The sequence below is a fragment of the Laspinema sp. D2d genome (assembly GCF_025370755.1).
Taxonomy (GTDB): Bacteria; Cyanobacteriota; Cyanobacteriia; order Cyanobacteriales; family Laspinemataceae; genus Laspinema.
On the sequence record NZ_JAMXFC010000006.1, the window covers coordinates 1 to 26,280 of the forward strand.

Below are 26,280 nucleotides of genomic sequence, written 5' to 3' on the forward strand. Positions count from 1 at the left end.
GCATTTTAGAACAGGTCAAAAAAAAAGTGGGAGATCTAGAAGTAGTCAAAGAAATACTCACGGTTTATGAGTTAACAATAGATAGCACTGAACAGCCCATAGAACGGCCCACTGACAACGAAGAGCAAAAATAACACTTTTCAGGAAAGAAGAAAACTCATACTCTTAAAAATCAGTTAATTGTTCTCCCCAAAGGTAAAGATATTGTGGATATAAAAATTGGGAAAAAAGGACCAGTTAGTGACATAAAAATATTTAAAGAGCAGCAAACAAAGTTTGACCCCAATCAAAAGTTTAAAGGGGACAAGGCTTATGTCGGGGGATTTCAAATCTCTACTCCCCATAAAAAGCCTAGAAATCAAGAACTAAGTATCGAACAGAAAGAAGAAAATAAAGTGTTTTCATCTAAGCGAATTTTTGTAGAACATCTAATTAGAAAGCTAAAAATTTTCCGTGTTGCTTCCGAAAGATTTAGGCTAAAGCGCTCAAATTACGAGTCGGTAATTTCTACGGTGTGTGGTTTGGTAAGATTACAAATAGGGGCCTTAATTTTGCCTAACTAAAACTTGTAAATTGTCAACTGCATATACCGATTAATAAGGGCCAATAATTTGGCGATTTTTAACTCAAATCTCCTTAAACCCCTATATTCTCGTAAAAAATCAATGCAGATGAAAAATAACCGATAAGTTTAGAATCTTTTTCTGGTAATGTTTTGGAGTTTTTGGAGATGTCTATTGCCCATGAACATGAAACGATGTTGAATCAAGCTGCTTACTCTGGGTATTTACTCGGAACTTTTTAGCCGCAGCCAAGGCTACTTTGACAAATAGTTGAGTGATGCCTACTTTATAGAGTTCATCTAGGACTCTACCTAATCGGTCATCATTGAGCAACTCTGGTGTTATCCCCTCGGATAGAAGATGTTCTGTGGCTTTGCCGACAAAGAATTGGGAAAATAAGTACAAGGGGGCGCTCACCAACCCTAAACCATTGAGAATCATTGCTTTGACCACGATTCCTGGACTTACCAGGGTGAGGGGGTGGGGTTCGAGTTCCCGGTTAATCAGCTCGACGAGTCCTATCTCATCAATGATGCCCGCGACTATGCCACAGTGGTCAATATCGTGTACTATGATGTTAGATGCTATGTCTGTCATGGTTTTAGAATATTCCTAGCTCTCCCATTTTACCTGCGGAATGTAGGTTCAATGGATTTGGCGGCAAGGACTTCCTACATGGATTGTCCGGTAACGATAACCTCTTGGGAAGTGAGGGCAATGATCTCATTCACGGTAACCGAGGTAATGATTACATCGAAGGCGGTAACGGCAATGATGTAATTCATGCGGGTAAAGATGATGATGTTATCCTCGGTGGCGAGGGAGATGATCAGTTGTATGCCAATTACGGCAACGATATCATCCTTGCAGGTAATGGCAACAACTTCGCCAATGGGAACCAAGGCGATGACATTGTAAAGGGAGGCAATGACAACGATATCTTACATGGAGGTAAAGGAGATGATACCGTCATGGGCGAAAATGGCACAGACCTTTTGTTTGGTGACCTGGGCAATGATATAATCTGTGCGGGTAGTGGCAATGATTTCGTCTCTGGCAACCAAGGCGATGATACTTTAGAAGGTGGTGATGGGGAGGATGTGCTTTGGGGTGGCAAAGATAATGATATCCTTATCGGTGGCAATGGTGATGACTGGTTGTTCGGAGATTTAGGATATGATCTTGTCATGGGCGGTGCAGGAGGCGATCGCTTTGTAATTCGCCACCATGCGGGAACCGATTTAATTCTTGACTTTACCGATGGAGAGGATTTAATCGGGTTAGTACAAGGATTAACTTTTAATGATTTAACCCTGACTCAGCAGAACAACAGCATATGGATTTATGCTGGAAATGACTTACTCGGCATTCTCAATGGTCTCAATGCTTCTACCCTGAATCAGCAGGATTTCTTTACGGTTGTTTAACCAATCTGATCCAATTTTTACGGGAGGGACAGGGTAATGCCTTGTCCTTTTTTTCTATTTGAATTTCCTGAATGCGTTTATTACCAGATAGAAAGGTAAAAAAGAGCGTCACACCCCCTCATCGGGAATCAATCGGTTAAAATAGAACCACAACTTTATCAATTCCCCAAATTATGGTAAATTACAATTTTCTGCAAAATTTACCTGATGCAGATGAACTACCAGACTCTGATGATACTCCGGTGGATAACGAACTGCAAGCTTTAGTTCCGGGCTTACTCCGAGCCATTTTAAGCTATCTTTGGTCCAGTCGCCAAGATTGGTTTTTTGGGTTCAATATGGGGGTTTACCATGCTACGGGAGAGAATCCCCGGGTGGCGATCGTCCCCGATGGGTTTCTGAGTTTGGGAGTACCGCATCGGCGTGACTCCGAGGGACGCAAAAGTTATATTGTTTGGTTGGAAAATAACATTCCGCCCATTTTTGTTTTAGAATGCGTTTCCCATACTTATGGGGCAGAATACGATGACAAAATGAAAATTTATGCTAAGATGGGAGTTAGCTACTATGCAATTTATAATCCCAATTTTTACCGACGCGATCGCCATGAAGTTTTCGAGGTGTATCAGTTAGTCGATGGAGACTATATCCGCCTATCTGGGGAACCCGTTTGGATGCCGGAAATTGGATTAGCCATTGGACGCGGAATCGGGACGTTTGAAAATTGGCAGCGGGAGTGGTTGTACTGGTACGATGCTGAGGGGAACCGATATCCCACCCCGGAGGAAATTGCCTACCGGGAACGCCAACGGGCGGATGCAGAACAGCAACGGGCGGAGGCAGAACGCCAACGGGCCGATCGCCTCGCCCAACTCCTGAAAGAACAAGGTATTAATCTTGATGACTAAGCCAAATCAAGAGGGACAAGGCATTACCTTCTCCCTCTCTCACAACAGGCTAATTACAAATCTAAATCTGTAACTGCACCGAGACTGCTAGATGAAACTAACTTAGCATATTTCGCGAGTACCCCTTTTGTATAACGGGGGGCGCGAGGTTGCCAGTTGGCATGACGACGGGCTAATTCCTCATCGGATATATTTAACTGCAACTTACGATCGCGGGCATCGATGGTAATCATATCCCCTTCTTCCACTAAGGCGATCGCCCCGCCGACGGCAGCTTCAGGGGCAACGTGACCCACCACTAGACCGTAAGTCCCTCCGGAGAAACGGCCATCGGTGATTAATCCCACCTTATCCCCTAAACCTGCGCCAATAATGGCCGAAGTCGGGGCCAGCATTTCCCGCATTCCCGGTCCGCCTTTCGGACCTTCATAGCGGACCACCACCACATCACCGGCACTAATTTTGCCATCCAAAATTGCTTTGAGGCACTCTTCCTCGGAATCAAATACCCGGGCGGGACCCTCAATTACCGGCGTTTTCACCCCGCTAATTTTAGCAACAGCCCCTTCAGAGGCGAGATTGCCTTTCAGAATCGCCAAGTGACCCTGACGATACATCGGGTTATCCCAGGGACGAATTACATCCTGTCCTGTTGGGGGTTCGGCGGGAATATCCACCAACAATTCTGCAACGGTTTGGCCGGTAATAGTTAGCGCGTCTCCATGCAATAAATCATGGACCAGGAGCATTTTCATCACCTGGGGAATGCCGCCTGCTTTGTGAAGGTCCGTTGCCACATAGCGCCCACTGGGTTTGAGGTCACAGAGCACCGGAACTCTACCGCGAATGGTTTCAAAATCATCCAGGGTGAGGGGGACTCCCATCGCCCGGGCGATCGCCAGTAAATGGAGCACCGAATTTGTGGAACCCCCAACCGCCATAATCACCGCAATGGCATTTTCAAACGCCTTGCGGGTGAGAATCTGACTGGGCAAAATTTGCTTACGAATGGCCTCGACTAAGACATGAGCCGATTTTTGGGTACTGTCGGCCTTTTCTGCATCTTCTGCGGCCATTGTCGAGGAGTACATCAAGCTCATCCCCATTGCTTCAAAGGCGGAAGACATGGTATTGGCTGTGTACATCCCACCACAGGAACCCGCACCAGGACAGGCATGGCGTTCCACTTGTAGCAGTTGCTCTTCGTCAATTTTACCGGCGCTGTATTCCCCAACTGCCTCAAACGCACTGACGACAGTGAGGTCTTTTCCGTCCAAATGACCCGGTTTGATGGTACCGCCATAGACAAAAATTGCGGGAATATTCATGCGGGCGATCGCCAACATGGCCCCCGGCATATTTTTATCGCATCCGCCAATAGCTAGGACCCCATCCAGACTCTGACCATTACAAACGGTTTCAATGGAGTCCGCAATCACTTCGCGGGACACCAGGGAATATTTCATCCCCTCGGTTCCCATTGAGATGCCATCACTAATCGTAATCGTGCCAAAAATTTGAGGCATTCCCCCGGCCTCACGAACCCCATTTTCCGCCCGTTTTGCCAGGATATCCAGCCCCATATTGCAGGGAGTAATGGTACTGAATCCATTGGCAACACCGACAATCGGTTTGACGAAATCGGGGTCAGAAAAACCAACCGCCCGCAACATAGCTCGGTTGGGCGATCGCGCGTGTCCTTGGGTGACGGCTTGACTTCTAAGGTTATCAGGCATTCTTTTTTCCGGTAAACGAGAGCAAATCTCCAGGGGCTAATGTAGAGTAGGGTTTGGTTATAGCTGTTTGCCTCCCAACTTTCGCTTCTCCCCCTAGGATCTATCTTTAGATTGTCTCAGAATCCCACCCCATTTGTCATTTCCCTTTCCCCATCTCCCCAATCCCCCCAATCTCCCCCATCTCCCCCATCCTCCCCATCTCCCCCATCTCCCCATCTCCCCATCTCCCCATCTCCCCATCTCCCCTTTCCCACTTTCAATTCCTCTTAAAAGTGATTTGTGACATTGAAGACGATACATTGGAAGCACCCACCACTAGACTTGCACAGAGCGATAGCAAAGAGGCGACAGGACATGGATGTAAATGAATTACTAGAGCGATATGCAACTGGAGAACGAGATTTTCGGAACCTAAACTTGATTGGTGCCAACTTAGCCGGGTTGGACTTAAGTGAAGTTACTTTTCGCGATGCTGACTTACGTCAGGCCAACCTGACCGCGACCAAACTCACGGGGGCAAACCTGCGAGAAGCTAATCTCGTGGGGGTTACCCTTCATCAAGCCAACTTGCGAGAAGCCAATCTGATTAATGCCAACTTAAGTAGAGCAGACTTAAGTGAAGCAGACCTAAGTTTGGCAAATATTAGCCGAGCCATTGTAGAACGAGCCAATTTACAGAAAGCTAAAATGGTACAGGCTCTTGCCAGCGAGACTAGGCTGGGTTGGGCAAATCTCAAAGAAGCAACCTTGAATCAGGCCAATCTCAGTCGAGCGAACTTAAGTGAATCCGACTTGACCGGCGCGAATTTAGAAGGGGCCAACCTAACGATCGCCATTTTGATTCAGGCGATTATGGAAAAGGTGAATCTGACCAATGCTACTTTAAATGGAGCCAACTTAACGGGGGTCAATCTCCGAGAGTCTGACTTGAGTCGGGCCAATATGAGTGGATCCAATCTAGCCGGAGCGGACTTAACAAAAAGCCAACTCCGGGGAACCAACGTGAGTTGGACCACCATGCGCGGGACGAATTTAGAAGGAGCCAGTCTATATCGCGCTAACTTGGGTTGGTCCAACCTCACGGGAGCCAACCTCACCAATGCAATTTTAATGGATACGAATCTGTATCGGACAAACCTCCGGGATGTCAACTTGACGGGAGCCATTATGCCCAATGGGTTGACCCACCAATAGCACCTGTTGCGTGAGTTGCCCAGGTATTTTGCCTCTTTTGACGGGAGGCAGTCCGAATTGTCCTGGAATTGAGCGCCTAGGGTCTGGGATCAGCCAGTCCCCTGCTTAGGGTGCAAAGGCATCAGGTATCGACCCTCCAACCGTTGCGATCGGACCTCGAACAATTGGCCCTGTTGTCCAGTCTATCTTCTCTAGGGGCAACATTCACAGCACTGACCCGATGTGCTGTAACCCCTATCTACTGAGTTTTTACCCCGTTTGGCGCGATCGCTGAAACGGGGATGACGGGGCGATCGCCCCAGACTATATTTTAAAAACGTTTCGTGCCACGTTTGGCCGCATCACGGGTGCAGGAGCCTTTGTCAGGAATCGAGCGATGATTTTGATTAGTCAGGTTAGCGTCATCAGTCTTGTCCTCATGGGACTTTCGGTTATATTCGTGCATTCTCCCGCCTTCTCTCATCCCCAGGCTATCGGACCCAACCCCGGTCCGGTGTCCCTACTCTCGATCATTCGAGAGTCTAACCCCTTTGAAGAACCCACCCTTAACCCAGAAAACATCCCCTGCCGTCAGGAACCCATCGGCTTAGGAATTCCTGGATTTCAACCGGGAATTCATCAAGATTCAGTCTTCCGAATGTTTGGCTTTCCCAGTCAAACTCTGCCCGGATATTGGCCCAATACTCACGCCGTCAGTTATGACCTGATCCCTCATGAGGTCAGTCTCGGATTCCTGTTCGATCGCCAATCCCTACTCTTGCAGCAAACCGAAGCTTCCTTTGCTCAAAGCGTCAACACGGAAATTATTCTAGGTACCTTAAACAGTATGTTAGGTTGCCAGCTTAATGAAGAAATCTCCTCGGGATTTCAACAAGTGTGGCGGGGTCAGGTACGCCGGTACAGCTTTGCGCTGGGTCACCTCAAAGGGGCGATCGAATGGGAGATTCGTCCCACCTCCTCGGGAAATCCACCAGCACAGCGCGTTTACATTGGAATTTGGCAAAAAGGTTTACACCGCTAACGGACTCAACTTGTTCCCTTTGCGCTGCGGATGCCCCATTCTATTATACGATCGATCAAGAACCCTAAAAATAATTGGCCCCGAGGGGAAGTAAGAATGATGAAAGCTCAAGATATCATGACCAAAGAGGTGGTGAGCATTCGCGGCTCTGCCACCGTTGCAGAAGCCGTTAAGCTCATGAAAGAAAAGGGCTTGCGGGCGTTAGTCGTATCCCGTCGCCATGATGGAGATGCCTATGGCATTGTGACCGAAACGGACATTGTTTACAAAGTAGCAGCGTTTGGACATGACCCGAAACAGATGCGGGTGTATGAAATTATGACCAAACCCTGTATCGTTGTCAATCCTGATCTCGGTGTAGAATATGTGGCCCGGTTGTTCGCCAATACTGGGATTCGTCGTGCTCCGGTCATCAAAGGAGACTTGCTCGGAATTATTTCCGTGAGCGATATTCTAACTAAGAGTGATTTTGTAGAGAAACCGAAAGTCAAACTGTTCGAGAGTGAACTGGAAAAAGCGGTTCAGGAAGCACGTGCTATCTGTGCAGAAAAAGGCCCAACTTCTAAAGAATGTGCGGCTGCTTGGGATGCAGTAGAGGAACTACAAGCTGAAGCGTCTCATCAACGGGCGATGAAACCCGTTAAGAGTGCATTTGAGGAATACTGCGAAGAAAACCCCGAGGCAGATGAAGCTCGGCTGTATGACGTTTAAGTTTCTAAGGCATTGAGGCGGGTTCGACGGGATGACATGACGATGAGTTCAGGGATTCAAACCGATCGCTGATGATAATCCCTCCGATGTGCTAAGGTCGAATTCCTACAATTTTTAAGCTGTGCGATCGCATTTTTGGCGATCGCACAGTTGTTTTTATTTGACTATTTAAGTGAGGGGCGCAACCCACATAGTTGATACCCGACAGCAAAACCTTAAAAGAAACCCATTATTTTACGAAATGTTTCGCAGAGTATGATATTGCCTACTCACCCGGGCATTCTAAATAATAGATATTTAGGGCAAAATAGGGCGAGGGCAATTATGGATGGGTATGAATTACTAAAACGCTACACGGCAGGCGATCGCGATTTTCGGGGTTGGAATCTGAATTTAGCCAACTTGATCGGCGCAACCCTGCAACAGGTGAACCTTTTCGGTGCAAATCTCATTGACGCATCCTTGGCGCGGGCTAATTTAAGTCGCTCCTTAATGATGGAAGTCCAATTATCCGGTGCATTTCTCTACGCCGCTGATTTAACCTTCGTCAAATTAAAAGGCAGCCGACTAATTGAGGCAGATTTAACCAAAGCGAACCTCCAAGGCGCTCAGTTAGCCAATACCGATTTAACCGGCGCAAAACTCAGTGGTGCTATTCTCAAATGGGTCAATTTTTATCGCTCCAATTTAATGGGAGTTAACCTCTCCGGTGCTAACCTCAATGGAATTAATTTCCGAGGGGCAAATCTGACTCAGGCTAACTTGAATTGGAGTAACCTCAGTGGTGCTAGACTCAGCGGCGCTTGTCTCAAAGGCGCACTCTTAAACGGAGTGAAACTCACCGGGGCTTTTTTAAATGGCCTCAATTTGGAAGGGATTAATTTTAGTGGACTCGAACTCAACGAGGCTAAATTAAGCGGAGCAAACCTGCGTGACTCTAACTTTATGGGTGCAGATTTGCGGGATACTCAAATGCGATTTACCGATTTTGAAGGCGGAAATCTTAAACAAGCCAATCTACATGGCAGTATTCTCAAAGGGGGTCATTTCAGTCGGGCCAATTTGATGAAAACTGACCTCATGGAAGCCGACTTGCGCAATGCCGATCTCCGGGATGCTAATCTCAATTTAGCCAAATTAACTGGAGCCGATCTCACCAATGCCAACTTAGAAGGGGCCTATTTATGGGGAGCTGACCTGGATGGCGCTTGCTTGCGGGGTGCAAATCTCCGGGGAGCCAGTCTGCGGGATGCGGCCCTGGTGGGTGCAGACTTGCAGGATGCGGATTTCACGGGTGCGGTGATGCCCGACGGAACTCTGCATTCCTAAACCCATTGCCAAGAGGATCAAACAGGGTGCTGAAAACTAATGAGATCTAGTGTTTACCAGAGTTATCCGGTCCATTCTTTTGGAGTGCGAGCATCGGGCTGGCTCTTGACAAGAGCGCGCCCGATGTGATGCCTCCAGCACACTTATAGAAGGCACACCTTTAACTATCTACTGGGGCTGTGCCATCCGGTTATTCTCTTTCTGTGATGGGATACCGACGCTCTATACCATCGCACTTTGAACTCATCTAAAAAATATCGGTCTATAAATACCTACCCGGATTTTCACTAATCCCACCGGGAACAGTCCATTTCTAATCTATTGAGTATAAAAACCCTTAAGCGGTTTGAAACGAAGCAAAAAACGGGAGATTAACAACCAACGGGGTGCAAAAAGCATCTCACTCATTCACCGTTTATTCTCAACGTTATTATCCCCGTTAGCGTATCTACTAAATTGCTTCCTGCTCTTGTTTTTTATCCTTGCTAATGCTTTAATAGAGATAGGAATAGTTTATGTCAAAAAAAATCCCATTTTTTCCATAAAAAAACCGGGACGGCAAGCCCCAGCGATGCCCAAATTGAATTCAGTGCTTAGGGGGCAACGGACTCCAGTAAAGAATAAGGGGCTTTTAAGCCATAAGGAGAGTAACGTAAAATGGATACTAATGAACTCCTCGAACGGTATGCAGCAGGAGAGCGATCGTTTAGAGATGTTAATTTAAACGGAGCCAACCTGGAACGAGCTAACCTAGCCGGATGTGATTTTTCTGGGGCTTATTTTGTCGGGGCCAACTTATCTCGGGCGATCTTGACTGGGGCCAATTTACACCTCGCTTTTTTACATCGTGCTGACCTGAGTTTTGCTAAATTAAATGAAGTGCGATTGACTCATGCAGATTTAACCAAAGCTAACTTAAAAGGTGCGTATCTGGTTAAGTCTATTCTCACGGCAGCGCGACTCAGTGGAGCAATCCTGTCCGGGGTGAATTTGCGGTTAGCTAATTTAGGCGGGGTGAATTTTTGTGGAGCGGATTTGCGCGGAATTAATTTGCGAGCCGCCAACTTAGTCAATGCTAACCTAAATTGGGCCAACCTCAGCGGTGCTAGATTGAGTGGGGCATTGTTGCGGGGAGCATCATTAACGGGAGTTAATCTCACACAAGCTTATCTGAATGGGGTAGACCTCAATAGCGTCCAGTTGGAGGGAGTCAACCTCAGTGGAGCAAAACTCAGCGGGGCCAATCTCTCCTTAGCCAATTTAAGCGCTGCAAACTTAAGTTCAGCCCAGATGCGGGTGTCATTTTTGTTTCGGGCGAACCTTCACGCTGCCTGCTTGAATGGCGCAAATTTGACTCGGAGTGACCTCTGTGAGGCAAACTTGAGTAAAGCGGATTTATCTTATGTGAACCTCCAAAATGCAGACTTGACGGGAGCCCTTTTGGTACAATCCAATTTGTTTCAAGCCAATTTAACCGATGTGAGCTTGCAGGGCGCTTGTTTATGTGGTTCAAACTTTAATGTAGCCGAATTGCGAGGGGCCAATTTAAGTGAGGCGGATTTGCGAGGAGCCTATTTTGAACCCTCACATTGGGAAGATATGTCCCTGCCTGATACTCGCGAGATGCAGGATGGCCGAATTTACGAATAGTCAGAAATTCATCCGGTTAGGCAAAATGCCGGTACAATTTCCCCAAATATAATCTAAAAGTAGGGACAGGGAAAAACCCTGTCCCTACTTTTAGATTTACCGCCCTGTAACCGATAGGCGATCGCTTTCATCACGTCGTTAGAGCAAATATCGGGAAGGATTTATAATACCCCAGGTAAAATTCATGAAAGAATCAGTTGGGTCATTAAGAGCTTTTTTGGGTGTAGTTGGGATACTCAGTATCCTCAACAACTTGGGTGACCTTTATCTATATCTAAAGTGGGATAACCAAAATTTAATCGGCATTCTTTTGACAATCATTGGCTTAGGGCTGTCCGGTCTTTTCGTATATTTGAGTTTTAATTTAAAGCCGTTACTCTTGAATTCATTTCATTTTGTGAGAAGAGTAATTTTCGCGAGTACAGTATTTCACCTATTTTCCTTTGTCTTCTATTGCCTAGTTTACCCAGGAGTTTACAAATTTATTCAGCCCTTTTATGGGATGTTAATGTGTTGGTATCTTTTCGTTACCATTAATCGGTTATCTCGTTCCTTGCAAGAGGAACTTGTACAAATTGTGAGTGAGAATAACAAGCCATCCGAACGGTAACAAGAGTTGTTTCTAAACCTTACAGAATAGAGGCGATCGGCCTGACTGACAGCAACAGCGCGCCTTCCTCTCTCCCAGTCCCCTACTCAGCGTTTCCCCCCATCTTCCCCCAAGCGCCAAATATTATAGATTTCCCACAATCTGTACACCCAACAAAACTAGACCAGGGAATACCCTACAATAAAAACCAGAGCGGATATTCCGCAGCGCCAAACCCAAGTAGAAGCGAAGCATTCCCCCATAAATCGGACAATTGACCGAAAATGCACCCACCGAATGCCACCCCTCCCCCGGCAACCCAAGCGCCACCCCCCTATTCCATCCGCCTAAGTCAAAAAAAGCCCACTAAGCAACGCTGAGGTTGAGTGATGACAGAAGAAGAACTACTGCAAATTATCCAAAAAGCTGCCGAGGATGAGGTAACCTCCCTCGACCTTTCTAACAAGAAATTGAAAAAGCTGCCGCCGGAAATTGGGCAACTCTCCCATCTGACACAGCTAAACCTCTGGGAAAATCGACTCAGAGCACTGCCGCCGGAAATTGGGCAACTCTCCCATCTGACACAGCTAAACCTCGGATATAATCAACTGAGTGAGTTGCCGCCGGAAATTGGGCAACTCTCTAATCTGACAACCCTCGACCTTTGGGACAATGAACTGAGTGAGTTGCCGCCGGAAATTGGGGAACTCTCCAATCTGACAACCCTCGACCTCCGCAACAACCAACTGAGTGTGCTGCCGCCAGAAATAGGGCAACTCTCCAATCTGATCCAGCTATCACTCGACGGCAATCAATTGATTGCGCTGCCCCCGGAAATTGCCAATCTCACTAACCTCAAAGCTATCAACCTTGAAGAAATACTAGAAGACGCCCCCTTCCTAATCTACCTAAGACATCGGAACAAGGGCCGCTTCCTCCTTGAAGAAAAACCAGAAAGAAGTTCGGAAGACACCCTCTTCCTCGGTAGCAACCTCCTCACTTCCCCACCCCCGGAAATCTTAAACCAAGGAATTGACGCCACTTTAGCCTACCTACAAGAAGCACTCCCCACACAAAAACCCCAATGGGTATCCAAACTTATTGTGGTGGGCGAGGGGGGTGTGGGCAAAACCTCTCTATTAAAAGTCCTGCGCAGCGAACCATTCAACCCCCAGGAATCCACCACTCATGGCATCGATATCCGCATCCTGGAATTCCCCCATCCTAGTAAACCCGAGGTCACGATGCAACTGAACGCTTGGGACTTTGGCGGACAGCAAATCTATCATGCTACCCATCAATTTTTCCTCACCAACCGCTCCTTATTCCTCCTCGCCTGGAATGCGCGCTATGGCTATGAACAGGGTAAACTTTATTATTGGCTCGATACTCTCTCCTCCCTTGCTCCCGACTCTCCGATTCTGCTGATTGCCACCCAAATCGACGATCGCCATCCCAGCATTCCCCTGGCCGAACTCCAGGGCAAATATCCCCAAATTGTCGGACAGTGCGAAATCAGCAGCAAAACCGGAGAAGGAATCGACAATCTGCGCGACTGGATCACCAAAACTGCCGCCCAACTGCCCTTGATGGGGGAACTCTGGCCGAAAACTTGGCTTGATGCCGCCAATGACATTCGTTCCCTCTCGGAAAAATACATCACGCCGCAACAATTGGAAACCCGGATGACCGAAGCAGGGGTTTCCCCGGATAGCATTCCCATTCTCAGAAAATATCTCCACGAACTCGGCGAAATTCTCTATTTCCACGATAATCCCGCACTCAATGAAATCGTTATCCTCAAACCGGAATGGGTGACGGAACATATCAGCCGAGTTTTAAGCAGTGAAACGGTCAAACAGCGCCAGGGCATTCTCACACGCACGGAAATGAACCAACTCTGGCAAGACCTCGACCCCTTCATGCGCCAGAATTTCCTCCGCTTGCTGGAGCAGTTTGACCTCTCCTACATAATTCGCAACGAGGCAGAATCTGTTCCCGAAGATGCCAGCTTAATCGTGGAATGTTTGCCCTTAGATCCGCCGAACTATCAACCCCGATGGGATGGAATTCTCACCACCGGCAACTGTCAGGAAATGTCAATGAAATGGCAACTCAATACCATCCCGGCAGGAATTCCGACCTGGTTTATCGCCCGATCGCACCGCTTTTCCACCGGCATCCACTGGCGCAACGGGGCCTTACTCGCTGATAGCAACTCCGCAAAACATTTAGCCTTAGTCCAGGCATTTCCCCAACAAAACTATCTGCAATTAACCGTGCGCGGTGCCACCCCGCAGAATTTCTTCACCCTCCTGCGCGACGGCATAGAATTGACCTTAAGCCGCTTTAAAGGATTGCAGGTGAAACGCACCATACCCTGTTCCGTTGTCGGCTGTCCACAGGGTTCACAGGAATTTGACCAGCAGAACTTACAAAAGCGCTGGGAAAACAATCGCTTAAGCCTGGAATGTCCGGACTGTATGGACAATATCTCAGTGGTTAAATTGCTCTATGGGTTAGACATCAACCCGCAAAATCTCGCCGCTTCTCCTGCCAATGCTGACAAACAAACCGCCGTTTTATTATCCCGTCTTGATCAATTAGAGCAAAATGTCATTACCCGACAAACCGAAATAGCAACGGGAAATCGGGAATTAGTCCAACGTGAGTTTACCAAAATTTTCCACATCGAACAACAAAAAATCGAATCCCACTGTCCCAGTGTATTTGCCTTGCGTCCCCGCGATAGCGCAAACTGGAAAAAGAAGCTATTGGGGCAGAAGTCTGAGTTACAACTGTATTGCGAAGCACCAGGAGAATGGCATCCGGCACTTGATGGCGGTTTGTATGAAATAGACGATCCCGCCGAATGGTTTAAAGTCATGGCACCGCACATTCAGAAGTTAGCCAAAATTTTAAAATATGCCAAGCCATTGATTCAACTGGATGTGGAACCCTACGAAAAATTGCTGGCGGAAAGAGATATCGAATTCATGGAACATTTAGCAGCAGAATTGCCCAAATTACAAGGTGCGGACCCACAGAATTTGCTACACCCTGCGGGGACGGAAACCCGAAAACATTATGACCTAGAACGCCTCCAGGGAGCTGCTCTACGGAGGTTGCGGCAACTTTTGGACGAAAAAGACCCGCCTCAGCATTGGGGTGGCTTGCGGAAGGTTTTGACGCCGGAAGGACATTATTTGTGGTTGTGCGAACATCATGCCAAACAGTATCAGCGGTAATTGGGGAAAATTGGGTGAGGAGAAGGCAGTGCCTTGTCCTTAACTCGCGCCACAATTCGCTAAAATTGCGATCGCAACCAACCAGACTCCTTGGAAACCCTCGGCGATCGCTTTGATTGCCCGTTAGTAGTAGGGCAATAGTTAATCATGGGTAGACTGGCTGGATTTGGCGATCGAGAAATTGTCAAAATTCTAAAATTGTTGGGCTTTGTTTTTGACCGGCAAGCGGCAGGAAGCCATGAAATTTGGTATAATTCCGAAACCAAGCGCCACCCCCCAACCCCATCCGCCTGAGTCAAAAAAAGCCCGACAAGCACCGCTGAGGTTGAGTGATGACAGAAGAAGAACTGCTGCAAATTATCCAACAAGCTGCCGAGGAAAAGGTAACCTCTCTCACCCTTTCATCCCAGGATTTCACAACGTTACCGCCGGAAATTGGGCAACTCTCCAATCTGACTGAGCTATACCTCAGCAGTAATGAACTCAGAGCGCTGCCGCCGGAAATTGGGCAACTCTCCAATCTGAGATGGCTATACCTCAACAACAATCAACTGAGTGTGCTGCCGTCGGAAATTGGGCAACTCTCCAATCTGACTGAGCTATCCCTCGACAACAATCAACTGAGTGAGCTACCGCCGGAAATTGGGCAACTCTCCAATCTGACTATGCTATCCCTCGGGGACAATCAACTGAGTGAGCTACCGCCAGAAATTGGACAACTCTCCAATCTCACTGTGCTAACCCTCTGGGAGAATCAACTGAGTGCACTCCCCCCAGAAATTGGGCAACTCTCCAATCTGACTATGCTAGATTTCTTGAGCAATCAACTGAGTACACTCCCCCCGGAAATTGGACAACTCTCCAATCTGACTGAGCTATTCCTAGGGGAAAATCAACTCATTGCGCTGCCGCCGGAAATTGGGCAACTCTCCAATCTAATACAGCTAGACATTTGGAGCAATCAACTGAGTACCCTCCCCCCGGAAATGGGGCAACTCTCTAATCTGAAATGGCTAAAGCTTGATAAGAACCCACTCACCTTCCCACCGTCAGAAATTGTCAGACAAGGGCATGAAGCAGTTTTAACCTACTTGCGCGAACAACTCCAGATCTAACAATCCCAATGAATAGCCAAACCTATCGTCGTGGGTGAGGGGGGAGTGGGCAAAACCTCTCGCACGGCAACACGATCGCACTGTAGAAGCGGAAGTGAAAGCAATTTTAGAAGCAGCCATCGAAGCGGAATCCGTCAAACAGCAGGCGATCGCAGCACAAGCCTGGGAAAAACTTGATCGCGCTAGAGCGAAATATGCAGGATGCACCTTTAGCGATAGTGCAGAACTTTTGCGAGAGGACCGAACCCAATTTTACCATCCAGCAATAGACTGAAATCTTCCCCTACCCATCCCCTTGTTTCGTGGGAATAGGGGGTTGATTTTCCTGAGTTACTCTAATCAAAAACCGTAGAGCCTCATTCACCGCTTCTGCATCTGGGAACACCTCCGCTACATCCGGAGCGAGTTGAATAGTTGTCCCACCGAAACTTTGGCGCTTTGACCCCATTTTTCTCACCCGTAAACTGCGTAAATCGTACTCCGGGCGAAGTTCATCTGTCATCGGTTCCTCATCCCTCTTCATAAGTTCTCCGTTCACTCTGGGTTACAGTTCTTGCACTAATAATCCGAATTCCCTTTCCTCGTTCCGTGTAAGCCACTAGCAACAAACGTCCCTGCTGCGATTCTCCCATAATAATATAGCGATCTTCCTCTTCGGAATGATCCGGATCGTAGAAATCTACATACAGCGGATCCGCGAACACTGTCTTCGCTTCCTCAAAGGACACCCCATGTTTTACAAAATTAGAAGCCGCTTTTGCTTCATTCCATTCAAATTCCATACCTAGCAGATGCCCTTACAGTTTAACCCCCCAAAACAAAAGGGGGGCAGGCAATAGCCTATCCCCCTTTTATTTTACGGTGCGTTAATTAATTGTAACGCCACCCATTCAAACCTTAGTAGTCGAAGTCACCGCACCCATTCAAACCTTAGTAGTCGAAGTCACCGCCGCCCATTCCCGCACCTGCGGGAGCGCCTTCTTTGGGTTCGGGTTTGTCAACCACGATGCACTCGGTGGTTAACACCATACCGGCGATGGAAGCTGCGTTTTGCAGAGCAGAACGAGTCACTTTGGCAGGGTCAACAATACCGGCTTCAAACATATCCACAAATTCATTGGTGGCAGCGTTGTAACCGACGTTGAATTCTTTCTCTTTCACACGTTCGGCAATCACAGCACCGTTTTGTCCGGCATTTTCAGCAATCCGCTTCAGGGGAGCAGCGATCGCCCGAGCCACGATTAAAGCTCCGGTTAACGCTTCACCCGTTAAGGTGGAATTGGCCCATTCTTCTAACACTGGGGTCAGGTGAGCCAAGGTGGTACCACCGCCAGGAACGATGCCTTCTTCAACTGCCGCTTTGGTGGCGTTGATGGCATCTTCTAAGCGGAGTTTGCGGTCTTTCATTTCGGTTTCCGTTGCGGCACCGACTTTGATGACGGCAACACCACCGGCGAGTTTGGCTAACCGTTCTTGCAGCTTCTCTTGATCGTAGGAAGATTCGCTTTCTTCCATCTGACGACGGATTTGCTCGCAGCGGCTCTTGACGGCTTCTTCGTTACCTTCGGCCACGATAGTGGTGCTGTCTTTGGTGATGGTGATGCGGCGGGCTTTACCGAGCATATCCAGCTTGGTATTGTCCAGTTTCAAACCAGCATCTTCGGTGATCAGTTGACCGCCGGTGAGCACGGAGATATCTTCGAGCATCGCTTTACGGCGATCGCCAAATCCAGGCGCTTTCACAGCAGCCACATTCAGCACACCCCGCAGGCGGTTCACCACCAAGGTTGCTAAGGCTTCTTTTTCGATATCTTCAGCGATAATCACCAGGGGACGACCGGCACGAGCGACTTGCTCTAACACGGGCACCAAGTCTTGGACGAGGTTGATTTTTTTGTCGGTGATCAGGATGAACGGCTCATCGAAGACGGCTTCCATGCGCTCGGTGTCGGTGACGAAGTAAGGGGAGATATATCCCTTATCGAAGCGCATCCCTTCGGTGATTTCCAGTTCAGTGGTCATGGATTTCCCTTCTTCCAAGGAAATCACGCCTTCTTTACCGACTTTATCCATTGCTTCAGCGATCATTCGTCCGACTTCTTCATCGTTACCGGCAGAGATGGTTCCGACTTGGGCGATGGATTTGGTATCTTCGACCTGACGAGCATGAGCAGCAATCTTTTCAACTAAGAATGCAGTTGCTTTGTCAATTCCACGTTTGAGGGCGATCGCATTGGCACCAGCGGCGACGTTGCGGAGTCCTTCTTTAACCATTGCATGGGCCAAAACCGTTGCAGTGGTGGTTCCATCACCAGCGGTATCGTTGGTTTTGGAAGCGGCTTGGCGAATCAGAGCTACCCCGGTATTCTCAACGTGGTCCTCCAGTTCGATTTCTTTGGCAATGGTGACCCCATCATTGACGATCTGAGGTGCGCCGAATTTCTTCTCTAGCACCACGTTACGGCCTTTGGGTCCTAGGGTGACGGCAACCGCTTCTGCCAGGATGTCCATGCCTCGTTCCAGAGCGCGACGAGCATTTTCGTTGTAGATAATACGTTTAGCCATAGGTGTCCTTTGCTGTTTGTATGAGGTGTACTATTTCAGATGAAGTTGAAATCAGATGTAGGGTAAAACTTGTTGAGGGGGTTTACCCGTTTTAGCCGACGATCGCTAGGATGTCTTTTTCGGCAAGCAGGACGAACTCATCGGTGCCGAGTTTGATGTCGGTGCCTGCATATTTGGAGTAGAGCACTTTGTCACCGACTTTGACTTCTAACTCTTGGCGAGAACCATCGTCGTTGCGTTTGCCAGGACCAATTGCTGCAATTTCACCAACCTGGGGTTTTTCCTTGGCGGTGTCGGGGAGCAAAATCCCACCGGCAGTTTTTTCTTCAGAAGCACTGACCTTGACAAACACGCGATCGCCCAAGGGTTTAACGGTAGAAACACTTAAAGAAACAGCAGCCATGTAAAATCCTCCTTATCCATATCTATAGTCGATTCGGGTGATAGCGTTGGCCTTATCCTCTCCAAAGTCTTGACTGGCTTGAGTTTTATCTCTTTTCAGTCTTCCTGTGAGCGGTAGGTTTAGCACTCTCGACCCATGAGTGCTAATTTAACGGAATGTTTGTACTGAACGCAACTATTTGTTCTGTACGGGTTCCCGAACTTTTTGGAGGGGACCTCTGGACAGAGGGTGGGGAAGTTGGGAGGAAAACCACGGATTGCACCGATTTTTACGGAGAGGAAAGGATGATAGAAAAACCAATTCCGGAACAAGTTACCTGTAAACCTGGGGATGAGAGTCCTTTAGAGTCCTGTGTTGAGACTTTGGGATTAAAACAGATTCAAAGGCACGTTTTTATCTGTGCCGATCAGACTTTGGCGAAATGTTGTTCTCAAGAGGAGGGTCTGGCGGCTTGGAATTATTTGAAACAACGGCTAAAAGCGTTAAAGCTCGATCGCGTCACGCCGACTCGTCCCGATTGTGTGTTTCGCACGAAAGCCAACTGTTTGCGGGTTTGCTGTGATGGACCAATTTTGGTGGTCTATCCCGATGGGGTCTGGTATCGTTCGGCCACGCCAGAGGTGATTGAACGGATTATCCAAGAGCATTTAATTGGGAACCAGGTGGTGCAGGAGTATGCATTTCTAACTCATCCATTACCCACTCCTGATGCTGAAAAGAGGAGGTTGAACGAATGAAAGACGTAATCCCCTTTCCCCTTTTTGACCGCTCTGGGGGCCCGACGAGGGGTAGGACAACCGGAGAGATTTCTGGCGAGAATGGGGAGTCCAACAACGGGATCAGCCTTCGGTGGAGGTGGCAAGGTTGGGGAAAAAATTGGATGAGGGAGGAACAAGTATCCCGACTCAAGGGTACAATTAGTCCGAGGGTTTGGGAGGGGGCGATCGCGTCGTTCTATCCTGGTTTTTTCCTTTGATTTCTCGGGGTGAAGCTCATCCTAGGGATGCCTGGGTTGAAAACCCTTTAAACCATAGGACAATCCGTTATAATCGATAGCGAGCTAAACCTGTATGGCGAGTAATATTTATTAATAGATTAGTTTTGTAGAAACCCACTAACCGGATTACTCCTGAGAGTAAAGCGCTCGCAGCGGGTAGTTTCGAGCCAATCGGTTAAGGGCTAAAAATCAGGGAAGGCAGGGAATCAAACTCACGCGATCGCCAACGGAGAAATTCGGTCTCTAACACTCCGATGGGGATTCCCCACCGGATTTCATCAAATTTCCAGCGTAAGGCTCGAACCATCTACATTTAATCCATTCAAAATTTGGTACTGAATAACACATGACTGAACCCAGTATAGGCGCTCAAAAGAGACTTCTGCTGATTGACGATGACCCCAACTTAATCCTGTTAGTTAAAGACTATCTGGAATTTCGGGGGTACGAGGTCACCACGGCAGAAAATGGCCGGGAAGCCCTCGACATTTTAGAAAAAGAAATGCCAGACATGATTATCTGTGATGTCATGATGCCAGAAATGGATGGCTATGCCTTTGTAGAACAGGTTAGAAAAGACCCCCGCACGAATTGGATTCCGGTCCTGTTCCTTTCCGCCAAAGGTCAAAGTCAAGATCGGGTCAAAGGCTTAAATACTGGGGCTGATGTTTATATGGTTAAGCCCTTTGAACCGGAAGAACTGGTCTCTCAGGTGGAAGCATCCCTCAAGCAAGCCGGTAGATTGCTTCAGCATCAAATCAAATTGGGTACGAATGGGCCTAAAATTCAGGTGCCCTTTGATGTGGAACTGACGCCTACAGAAACCAAGGTGGTTCAGTTTGTGGCTAGGGGAATGGCAAATCGGGAAATTGCGGAGGCGATGAAAGTCTCCCAGCGCACCATTGAAAGTCACGTTTCCAATATGCTGGCGAAAACGGGTCTGCATAACCGGACGGAGTTAGCACGGTGGGCCATTGAAAGTAAAATGGCTTAGGGCCTGGGTATAGCGAGGGAAGACCAACCGGGTTTTTTGACCTCATCTCTCCTCAGTCCGCCACTTTTTTGAGCAACAGAAACCCGGTTTCTTGTCCCCTGGGTCGAATCCCGAGATGATTGTCCCGTTTAACTGACCCAGTGGGATCAGCCGTGACGCCAGTTGTACTCCGATCGATTCTCCCAAAATCAAGCTTCTTGGAGGCGGCTAGGACGGGTTGGGATTTCTGCTAATTCTTGACACATCGCGCAGCGGCTGTTCTGTCCCTAGACGCAGCAACAAGGCGGCTACTAGGGTTATGGAGAGGCGATCGCCCCCTCCTATTTGAAATTGGTCAATCAGGAACTCGGTTTTAGCGGTAAAGTGATAAAGAAGGATTTGGGCCTCCCCGAATTCATCAAGTTGTTAATGAGATACGAACGCTACTCAATCAGTGACCGGAGGTGATAGGGCCAAACTCAACCCAGCATATATTTATTTAATCCCACATCACAAAAAATATCCATATCGCGATTTTATAACGGGCAATGAAGTAGAATGATGCTATTTCCTAAACAGACTTATGATAGAAAAAACTCTAACCTATTCACAACTGCTGTCTTAAGCATTCAAACTTCTTAGTTCGGCCCGTTTTAACCCTCGATGGGTAGCGCCAAAAATACGGCTTTACCTAGGTTGGCGTGGGACTCTCATATTCGGATCACTGCTGAAGATTAATTGGCGTACCAAAGCTCAGAACCCCCAGCATTCAGGATAAAACTTCCTGAACTGTCAATTGCTGGCTCAGGGGATTCCGTCGGGTTGGCTGATATTAGCCAACCAACGCTCTGCTCTTTTGGTAACTCCATCCAAAGCGGTTTATTTTGATAAACCCGCAGGGATTCACATTTCAAGGTTAATTATTTTCTACTAATATTAGGTCTAAGTTTCTATGGGTTTTTTAATGAACCGTCTGTCTATTTTTGTAGACGGGAACAATATGTTCTACGCTCAACAAAAGAATGGTTGGTTTTTCGATCCCAGAAGGGTGCTAGAATATTTTACCCAAGAGCAGCCTGGGATTATGTTAATTAATGCCTTTTGGTACACCGGGCTCAAAGATCCGCAGGACCAACGGGGTTTTAGAGATGCACTGATTAGTTTGGGCTATACGGTTCGCACGAAAATCCTTAAAGAATATTATGACGACACCTCGGGCCGTTATTCTCAAAAAGCCAATTTAGACATAGAAATTGTCGTTGATATGTTTAATACCGTAGAACAGTATGACCGAGTGGTGCTATTTAGTGGAGATGGAGATTTCGAGCGGGCGATCGAACTATTACGCTCTAAAAATACTCATATCACTGTCGTTTCAACGGAAGGAATGATTGCCCGAGAGTTAAGAAACGCCACCGATCGCTATATTGACCTGAATGATATTCGCGACCACATAGAGAAAATCGATTATTAGAAGTCAGAAGTCTAAATGGGCGGTTAGAATCAGAATACGGCAGTGCAACAAACGCACCCCTAACCGCCCGCTTTCGTTGTCAACGGACAAACATTAGCTCAACATGGACTAGGAGGTACATTCCATGACAACTCAACCCGATCGCATCATTATTTTTGACACGACCCTTCGCGATGGTGAACAATCGCCTGGGGCCAGTCTGAATGGAGAGGAAAAACTGACCATAGCGCGGCAGTTAGCGCGACTGGGTGTGGATGTCATCGAAGCAGGATTTCCCTACGCCAGTCCGGGAGACTTTGAAGCGGTTCAAAAAATCGCCGAATTGGTCGGGGTCGAAGGTGGCCCCACAATTTGCGGATTAGCGCGGGCGACTCGCGCGGACATTGAGGCGGCAGCAAAGGCCCTCAAACCCGCTGCCAAGGGTCGAATTCATACCTTTATCGCCACTTCGGATATTCACTTAGAGTACAAACTCAAAAAGACCCGTTCTGAAGTTGTAGCGATCGCTGAGGAAATGGTTGCTTATGCCAAATCTTTTGTGGATGATGTGGAATTTTCCCCAGAAGATGCGGGACGATCGGACCCCGAATTTCTGTATGAGGTTTTGACCAAGGCGATCGCCGCTGGGGCCACCACCATTAATATCCCCGATACCGTCGGTTACACCACCCCGGGCGAATTTGGTGCTATCATTCGCGGCATCAAAGAAAATGTCCCCAACATTGATGATGCTATCATCTCCGTTCATGGTCATAATGACCTCGGTTTGGCCGTTGCTAACTTCCTAGAAGCGGTCAAAAATGGGGCACGACAACTGGAATGTACCATTAATGGGATTGGCGAACGGGCGGGAAATGCGGCCCTAGAAGAATTAGTCATGGCCTTGCACGTCCGTCGCCAGTATTTTAATCCCTTCCTCGGACGTCCGGCGGATTCTCAAGAATCGTTAACAAATATTGACACGCGACAAATCTACAAAACCTCGCGGTTGGTGTCGAATCTCACCGGGATGTTTGTGCAACCCAATAAGGCGATCGTCGGTGCAAATGCCTTCGCCCACGAGTCAGGAATTCACCAAGATGGGGTGCTCAAACATAAGCAAACCTATGAGATTATGGATGCACAATCCATCGGATTGACCGACAATCAAATTGTGTTAGGTAAACTCTCGGGACGTCATGCTTTTGCCAGTCGCTTGAAAGAGTTAGGATTTGAACTCTCGGATAGTGAGTTAAATAATGCCTTTCTCAAGTTTAAGACGGTAGCGGATAAGAAGAAAGAGGTTACGGATTGGGATCTCGAATCCATTGTGAATGCGGAGATTCAGCAACCCCCGGAAATTTTCCGATTGGAGTTGGTGCAGGTTTCCTGTGGCGATCGCGCCCGTCCCACGGCAACGGTAACCCTACGCACTCCCACAGGAGAAGAACTCACGGATGCGGCGATCGGGACGGGTCCTGTGGATGCGGTGTATAAAGCGATTAATCGGGTGGTGAATGTACCGAATCAGTTAATTGAGTTTTCGGTACAATCGGTAACCGCTGGAATTGATGCCTTGGGAGAAGTAACGATTCGGTTACGTCATGGCGATCGCATTTTCTCCGGTCATTCCGCGAATACCGATATTATTGTCGCCTCCGCTCACGCTTATGTCAATGCCCTAAATCGCTTGTATGCGTTTTTAGAGAAACAGCAGGAAGCAACTCCAGAACCCGCAACCGCAACACTTTAACCTGAATTTCAGGAGTGCGAGTCATTAGTGCTTGCGATTGATTGATTAATAGAAAAACAGCCTGCTTGTGCGGGCTGTTTTTTTAGGAGGATGACATAATTTAGGCTGGTAAATGATAGTTCTCTATCCATTTGTTTTCTAATTTTATAAAATAGGGATTCTTGGATGTTTAAACCCGCTTTGTTACTTTTAACTATCCCAATAATTCATCCAGGGTAATCTTAAATCCCTCCAGAACCACTTGAGTGCTCACAGTATCGCCCGATTGGAAGGCTAGGGTCTGATTTTTTGTCAGGATTAAAATTCGTCGTCCTTCCGGGAAAACTAGCCAGACTTCTTGACAATTTGAGTCTAAATATTCTTGAGCTTTTGCTAACAATTCCTCCGCTACATCTGTAGGAGAAGCAATCTCAGCTACTAAGGGCGGACTCTGGGGTAAGGTTGGCTCATTTCTATAGCGTTCTAGCAGTTCTGGTGTGAGGTAGGAAACATCGGGTCGGCGTCCCTGTTTTTGGGTGCGACAAGGCATTTCTACATAAACCTCGCCTCCTTGTCCAGATTCGGTCTTATAATTTCCCCAGTACCGAGATAGTCTTGATTGAATTTCGCTATGTCTGAGTGTCATTCCTGTTTTCTCCACCAGTTTCTCATCCACCCATTCCATATTTTCGGGAGGATTTTTCATGAAGTCTTCTAGGGTGAACTGTTCAGTTTCGGTAGTCATTACCATAAGAACTTCCTAGCTATTAAATGGGCTTACTTTATCCGGTTTACAAAACCTCTTTTCTACTCCACGCCCATGCAGGCGGGCTTCGTTTGTGGAGCCAGACCCTTTAGGGTAAGGGTTTTCTCTATTAACGGCCATGATAACATAATTTTCAACGATTGGATTCCCGGGAATCTCAATCCAACCTAATTTATCTAATTCTACTACAAATGTAATGGGTTACAACTTCCGAATACTGGCAATTAATCCCTGGCAAACTCCCGTTAAAAAGTCTAAGTCTAAAGTTTCTATCGTGTCACTGGGTTGATGATAATGGGGATTTCTGAGGTTTGCAGTATCGGTAATCATCATGGCTGGATATCCTAAATCCCAGAATGGAGCATGATCACTGCGGCGGGTATCGGGGACGATGTTGCCTTTTTTACCGGCGGGTAACCATTGGCAGGGGAGGCCAGTTTTTTTAATAATTCGGCTGATTCTAATGAGGTCGATTAGGGTGTAAATATTGCCGATTAAGGCGATATAATTTCCCTGATTTGGGTAGATATATTGTAATCCGGGAGGATACTTTTGGGAATGGGGTTGAGGGTTACAGTACCCCAGCATTTCTAGGGAAATCATCAGGCGCAGGGGTTCTCGTTTTGCGGCGAGTTCGGTGGCGTAGGCGGTACTGCCAGATAATCTGTACTCTTCCATATCAAAGGCGATGAGACGGAGGGGATAGCGGGTGGTTTCGGTGGCGAAGATCCGGGCTATTTCTAATAAGACGGCGATGCCGGTAGCGTTGTCGTCGGCACCGGGAGAACCGGGTACGGCGTCATAATGTGCGCCAATTAAGATGGGGGGTTTGGGTTTGCTGGTGCGATCGCCTCCGGGGAGATTTAACACTAAGTTTTCATGGGTTCTACCACTGATTTCAAAGGAGTGAGTTTCTACAATGCCATACTGTTGGAACTGTTGGCGGATGTATTCTCGGACATAGAAATAGCCGCCTGTGGCAAAGTAAGGATCGCGATCGCGAACCACTTGGACGAGATGGGACTGCAAGTTCGCTTTCAACTCTCGGGTTGTCTCGTCGAGGGGATGATTCTCCGGCATAATTAGTTTGTTCCTTTAAAAATAATCCGCAGTAACATAATTCAGAGTCCGGTATTTGTTGGCAACTGTTCTAAATTACGAATTTTTCTCAAAAAATACGGCATGAGCAACGATCGCCGCTTGAGTGCGATCGCGCAGATTCAACCGATTTAAAATATGAGTCACATGATTTTTCACCGTTCCCTCAGTAATATACAATTGTTTAGCAATTTCCCGATTACTCGCACCTTGGGCAATGAACCGCAACACTTCCAATTCCCTCGGGGTCAATTCTTGCCATCCCAGGGGAACATTCGGTTTGCGAAGGGGCGTTGTCTGGACTTTTGCCATCACTTTGGTGACTAAACCGGGTCCAATTTGAGTATAGCCCTTGTGAACCGTGCGAATGGCATGGGCTAACTCTTCCGAGGGTGTATCTTTGAGTAAGTATCCCCGCGCACCCCCGCGCAGCGCTTCCGCTACCGACTCATCATCATCCACCGTGGTAAGCACCAAGACTTTAACCTCGGGAAATTGCTGACAGATTGCCTGGGTTGCCTGTACCCCATCCATCACCGGCATATAAATATCCATGAGTACCACATCCGGTAGGAGATGGTTCACTTGTTCGATCGCGAGTTGTCCATTTTCCGCCTCTCCCACCACCTGCAAATCCGTTTCTGCTTCTAGCAATGCCATCAACCCCCGACGAATCAGATTCTGATCGTCTACCAATAAAATGCGAATCATTGGGACCCCTTCACAAATGCAGATATCAGCCATAATCCGACAACCCGTCGCTTCGATAGGAGACGAAGGACTTTCACAGAAGGTAGGCGGA

General features: G+C 47.7%; 24 protein-coding genes and 2 pseudogenes. 16 read left to right on the forward strand and 10 right to left on the reverse strand.

Annotation, left to right across the window (positions count from 1 at the left end; genetic code table 11):
- Positions 1-149 precede the first annotated feature (149 nt).
- Positions 150-563, forward strand: a pseudogene (locus NG796_RS05695) (transposase family protein); the annotation flags it as partial.
- A gap of 174 nt (positions 564-737) precedes the next feature.
- Here NG796_RS05695 and NG796_RS05700 read toward each other — a convergent pair.
- Positions 738-1,160: pseudogene (locus NG796_RS05700) on the reverse strand (DUF4277 domain-containing protein); the annotation flags it as partial.
- 26 nt (positions 1,161-1,186) lie between these two features.
- Between NG796_RS05700 and NG796_RS05705 the strand changes: the two are divergent.
- Together NG796_RS05705 and NG796_RS05710 are read left to right on the forward strand one after the other, a co-directional pair.
- Entirely contained in the window at positions 1,187-1,990 is an 804-nt protein-coding gene (locus NG796_RS05705; RefSeq protein WP_261205136.1) for a calcium-binding protein, read from the forward strand.
- A gap of 173 nt (positions 1,991-2,163) precedes the next feature.
- Positions 2,164-2,898, forward strand: a complete 735-nt coding sequence (locus NG796_RS05710; protein ID WP_261204952.1) for a Uma2 family endonuclease — start codon at positions 2,164-2,166, stop codon at positions 2,896-2,898.
- Positions 2,899-2,951: 53 nt separating this feature from the next.
- Here the strand turns inward: NG796_RS05710 and ilvD are convergent, their stop codons facing one another.
- Positions 2,952-4,634: a dihydroxy-acid dehydratase gene (ilvD, locus tag NG796_RS05715; protein WP_261204953.1), complete on the reverse strand. Its 1,683-nt coding sequence runs from the start codon at positions 4,632-4,634 to the stop codon at positions 2,952-2,954.
- A 354-nt stretch (positions 4,635-4,988) separates the two neighbouring features.
- Between ilvD and NG796_RS05720 the strand changes: the two genes are divergently transcribed.
- The 9 genes from NG796_RS05720 to NG796_RS05760 all read left to right on the forward strand — a co-directional run bounded on the left by NG796_RS05720 (position 4,989) and on the right by NG796_RS05760 (position 15,765).
- Positions 4,989-5,828, forward strand: a complete 840-nt coding sequence (locus tag NG796_RS05720) for a pentapeptide repeat-containing protein (protein WP_261204954.1) — start codon at positions 4,989-4,991, stop codon at positions 5,826-5,828.
- 376 nt (positions 5,829-6,204) lie between these two features.
- A complete protein-coding gene (locus NG796_RS05725) occupies positions 6,205-6,849 on the forward strand; it encodes a hypothetical protein (protein WP_261204955.1) in 645 nt (214 codons plus the stop codon).
- Positions 6,850-6,945: 96 nt separating this feature from the next.
- A complete protein-coding gene (locus tag NG796_RS05730) occupies positions 6,946-7,560 on the forward strand; it encodes a CP12 domain-containing protein (RefSeq protein ID WP_261204956.1) in 615 nt (204 codons plus the stop codon).
- Between the two features lie 324 nt (positions 7,561-7,884).
- Complete coding sequence (locus NG796_RS05735; RefSeq protein WP_261204957.1) at positions 7,885-8,889, forward strand: pentapeptide repeat-containing protein; 1,005 nt, start codon at positions 7,885-7,887, stop codon at positions 8,887-8,889.
- Between the two features lie 657 nt (positions 8,890-9,546).
- The gene (locus NG796_RS05740; RefSeq protein WP_261204958.1) at positions 9,547-10,539 is read left to right on the forward strand and encodes a pentapeptide repeat-containing protein; all 993 of its coding nucleotides are present in this window, start codon (positions 9,547-9,549) and stop codon (positions 10,537-10,539) included.
- Positions 10,540-11,517: 978 nt separating this feature from the next.
- Positions 11,518-14,376, forward strand: a complete 2,859-nt coding sequence (locus NG796_RS05745) for a COR domain-containing protein (protein WP_261204959.1) — start codon at positions 11,518-11,520, stop codon at positions 14,374-14,376.
- Positions 14,377-14,523: 147 nt separating this feature from the next.
- On the forward strand, positions 14,524-14,670 hold the full coding sequence (locus NG796_RS05750) for a type II toxin-antitoxin system HicA family toxin (protein WP_261204960.1): 147 nt from the start codon (positions 14,524-14,526) through the stop codon (positions 14,668-14,670).
- A gap of 38 nt (positions 14,671-14,708) precedes the next feature.
- Positions 14,709-15,491, forward strand: a complete 783-nt coding sequence (locus tag NG796_RS05755) for a leucine-rich repeat domain-containing protein (RefSeq protein WP_261204961.1) — start codon at positions 14,709-14,711, stop codon at positions 15,489-15,491.
- 94 nt (positions 15,492-15,585) lie between these two features.
- Complete coding sequence (locus NG796_RS05760; protein ID WP_261204962.1) at positions 15,586-15,765, forward strand: hypothetical protein; 180 nt, start codon at positions 15,586-15,588, stop codon at positions 15,763-15,765.
- A gap of 9 nt (positions 15,766-15,774) precedes the next feature.
- Here the strand turns inward: NG796_RS05760 and NG796_RS05765 are convergent, their stop codons facing one another.
- The 4 genes from NG796_RS05765 to groES all read right to left on the reverse strand — a co-directional run bounded on the left by NG796_RS05765 (position 15,775) and on the right by groES (position 18,459).
- Positions 15,775-15,993: a hypothetical protein gene (locus NG796_RS05765; protein ID WP_261204963.1), complete on the reverse strand. Its 219-nt coding sequence runs from the start codon at positions 15,991-15,993 to the stop codon at positions 15,775-15,777.
- A 7-nt stretch (positions 15,994-16,000) separates the two neighbouring features.
- The gene (locus tag NG796_RS05770) at positions 16,001-16,273 is read right to left on the reverse strand and encodes a BrnT family toxin (protein WP_261204964.1); all 273 of its coding nucleotides are present in this window, start codon (positions 16,271-16,273) and stop codon (positions 16,001-16,003) included.
- 148 nt (positions 16,274-16,421) lie between these two features.
- Positions 16,422-18,056, reverse strand: a complete 1,635-nt coding sequence (gene groL / locus NG796_RS05775; RefSeq protein ID WP_261198494.1) for a chaperonin GroEL — start codon at positions 18,054-18,056, stop codon at positions 16,422-16,424.
- Between the two features lie 91 nt (positions 18,057-18,147).
- Entirely contained in the window at positions 18,148-18,459 is a 312-nt protein-coding gene (gene groES, locus NG796_RS05780) for a co-chaperone GroES (RefSeq protein WP_015147152.1), read from the reverse strand.
- A gap of 284 nt (positions 18,460-18,743) precedes the next feature.
- On the opposite strand from groES, the gene NG796_RS05785 reads away from it, so the two are divergent.
- Positions 18,744-19,196 carry a (2Fe-2S) ferredoxin domain-containing protein gene (locus NG796_RS05785; protein ID WP_261204965.1) on the forward strand — a complete coding sequence of 151 codons (453 nt, stop codon included), beginning with the start codon at positions 18,744-18,746 and terminating at the stop codon, positions 19,194-19,196.
- Positions 19,197-19,631: 435 nt separating this feature from the next.
- Here the strand turns inward: NG796_RS05785 and NG796_RS05790 are convergent, their stop codons facing one another.
- Positions 19,632-19,763, reverse strand: a complete 132-nt coding sequence (locus tag NG796_RS05790; protein ID WP_261204966.1) for a hypothetical protein — start codon at positions 19,761-19,763, stop codon at positions 19,632-19,634.
- A 39-nt stretch (positions 19,764-19,802) separates the two neighbouring features.
- On the opposite strand from NG796_RS05790, the gene NG796_RS05795 reads away from it, so the two are divergent.
- The 3 genes from NG796_RS05795 (at position 19,803) to NG796_RS05805 (ending at position 23,635) form a co-directional block, all read left to right on the forward strand.
- On the forward strand, positions 19,803-20,450 hold the full coding sequence (locus NG796_RS05795) for a response regulator transcription factor (protein WP_261204967.1): 648 nt from the start codon (positions 19,803-19,805) through the stop codon (positions 20,448-20,450).
- A gap of 931 nt (positions 20,451-21,381) precedes the next feature.
- Positions 21,382-21,903, forward strand: a complete 522-nt coding sequence (locus tag NG796_RS05800) for an NYN domain-containing protein (protein ID WP_015147155.1) — start codon at positions 21,382-21,384, stop codon at positions 21,901-21,903.
- Between the two features lie 124 nt (positions 21,904-22,027).
- The gene (locus tag NG796_RS05805) at positions 22,028-23,635 is read left to right on the forward strand and encodes a 2-isopropylmalate synthase (RefSeq protein WP_261204968.1); all 1,608 of its coding nucleotides are present in this window, start codon (positions 22,028-22,030) and stop codon (positions 23,633-23,635) included.
- 193 nt (positions 23,636-23,828) lie between these two features.
- On the opposite strand, the gene NG796_RS05810 is transcribed toward NG796_RS05805, so the two are convergent.
- The 3 genes from NG796_RS05810 to NG796_RS05820 all read right to left on the reverse strand — a co-directional run bounded on the left by NG796_RS05810 (position 23,829) and on the right by NG796_RS05820 (position 26,189).
- On the reverse strand, positions 23,829-24,365 hold the full coding sequence (locus NG796_RS05810) for a Uma2 family endonuclease (RefSeq protein ID WP_261204969.1): 537 nt from the start codon (positions 24,363-24,365) through the stop codon (positions 23,829-23,831).
- Positions 24,366-24,581: 216 nt separating this feature from the next.
- Positions 24,582-25,460, reverse strand: a complete 879-nt coding sequence (locus NG796_RS05815; RefSeq protein WP_261204970.1) for a M28 family peptidase — start codon at positions 25,458-25,460, stop codon at positions 24,582-24,584.
- 75 nt (positions 25,461-25,535) lie between these two features.
- Positions 25,536-26,189 (reverse strand): response regulator, encoded by a 654-nt coding sequence (locus tag NG796_RS05820; RefSeq protein ID WP_261204971.1) that lies wholly within the window; start codon positions 26,187-26,189, stop codon positions 25,536-25,538.
- Between the last annotated feature and the right edge of the window lie 91 nt (positions 26,190-26,280).

What these genes read in the sequence shown, in the direction of transcription:
- NG796_RS05710 (WP_261204952.1), top strand. Translation starts at nt 2,164, where the DNA reads ATGGTAAATTACAATTTTCTGCAAAATTTACCTGATGCAGATGAACTA.
- NG796_RS05795 (WP_261204967.1), top strand. Translation starts at nt 19,803, where the DNA reads ATGACTGAACCCAGTATAGGCGCTCAAAAGAGACTTCTGCTGATTGAC.
- NG796_RS05820 (WP_261204971.1), bottom strand. Translation starts at nt 26,189, where the DNA reads ATGATTCGCATTTTATTGGTAGACGATCAGAATCTGATTCGTCGGGGG.
- NG796_RS05730 (WP_261204956.1), top strand. Translation starts at nt 6,946, where the DNA reads ATGATGAAAGCTCAAGATATCATGACCAAAGAGGTGGTGAGCATTCGC.
- NG796_RS05750 (WP_261204960.1), top strand. Translation starts at nt 14,524, where the DNA reads ATGGGTAGACTGGCTGGATTTGGCGATCGAGAAATTGTCAAAATTCTA.
- NG796_RS05770 (WP_261204964.1), bottom strand. Translation starts at nt 16,273, where the DNA reads ATGGAATTTGAATGGAATGAAGCAAAAGCGGCTTCTAATTTTGTAAAA.
- groES (WP_015147152.1), bottom strand. Translation starts at nt 18,459, where the DNA reads ATGGCTGCTGTTTCTTTAAGTGTTTCTACCGTTAAACCCTTGGGCGAT.
- groL (WP_261198494.1), bottom strand. Translation starts at nt 18,056, where the DNA reads ATGGCTAAACGTATTATCTACAACGAAAATGCTCGTCGCGCTCTGGAA.
- NG796_RS05815 (WP_261204970.1), bottom strand. Translation starts at nt 25,460, where the DNA reads ATGCCGGAGAATCATCCCCTCGACGAGACAACCCGAGAGTTGAAAGCG.
- NG796_RS05810 (WP_261204969.1), bottom strand. Translation starts at nt 24,365, where the DNA reads ATGGTAATGACTACCGAAACTGAACAGTTCACCCTAGAAGACTTCATG.
- NG796_RS05755 (WP_261204961.1), top strand. Translation starts at nt 14,709, where the DNA reads ATGACAGAAGAAGAACTGCTGCAAATTATCCAACAAGCTGCCGAGGAA.
- ilvD (WP_261204953.1), bottom strand. Translation starts at nt 4,634, where the DNA reads ATGCCTGATAACCTTAGAAGTCAAGCCGTCACCCAAGGACACGCGCGA.
- NG796_RS05735 (WP_261204957.1), top strand. Translation starts at nt 7,885, where the DNA reads ATGGATGGGTATGAATTACTAAAACGCTACACGGCAGGCGATCGCGAT.
- NG796_RS05785 (WP_261204965.1), top strand. Translation starts at nt 18,744, where the DNA reads ATGATAGAAAAACCAATTCCGGAACAAGTTACCTGTAAACCTGGGGAT.
- NG796_RS05765 (WP_261204963.1), bottom strand. Translation starts at nt 15,993, where the DNA reads ATGACAGATGAACTTCGCCCGGAGTACGATTTACGCAGTTTACGGGTG.
- NG796_RS05805 (WP_261204968.1), top strand. Translation starts at nt 22,028, where the DNA reads ATGACAACTCAACCCGATCGCATCATTATTTTTGACACGACCCTTCGC.
- NG796_RS05745 (WP_261204959.1), top strand. Translation starts at nt 11,518, where the DNA reads ATGACAGAAGAAGAACTACTGCAAATTATCCAAAAAGCTGCCGAGGAT.
- NG796_RS05720 (WP_261204954.1), top strand. Translation starts at nt 4,989, where the DNA reads ATGGATGTAAATGAATTACTAGAGCGATATGCAACTGGAGAACGAGAT.
- NG796_RS05790 (WP_261204966.1), bottom strand. Translation starts at nt 19,763, where the DNA reads ATGGTTCGAGCCTTACGCTGGAAATTTGATGAAATCCGGTGGGGAATC.
- NG796_RS05800 (WP_015147155.1), top strand. Translation starts at nt 21,382, where the DNA reads ATGGGTTTTTTAATGAACCGTCTGTCTATTTTTGTAGACGGGAACAAT.
- NG796_RS05740 (WP_261204958.1), top strand. Translation starts at nt 9,547, where the DNA reads ATGGATACTAATGAACTCCTCGAACGGTATGCAGCAGGAGAGCGATCG.
- NG796_RS05725 (WP_261204955.1), top strand. Translation starts at nt 6,205, where the DNA reads ATGATTTTGATTAGTCAGGTTAGCGTCATCAGTCTTGTCCTCATGGGA.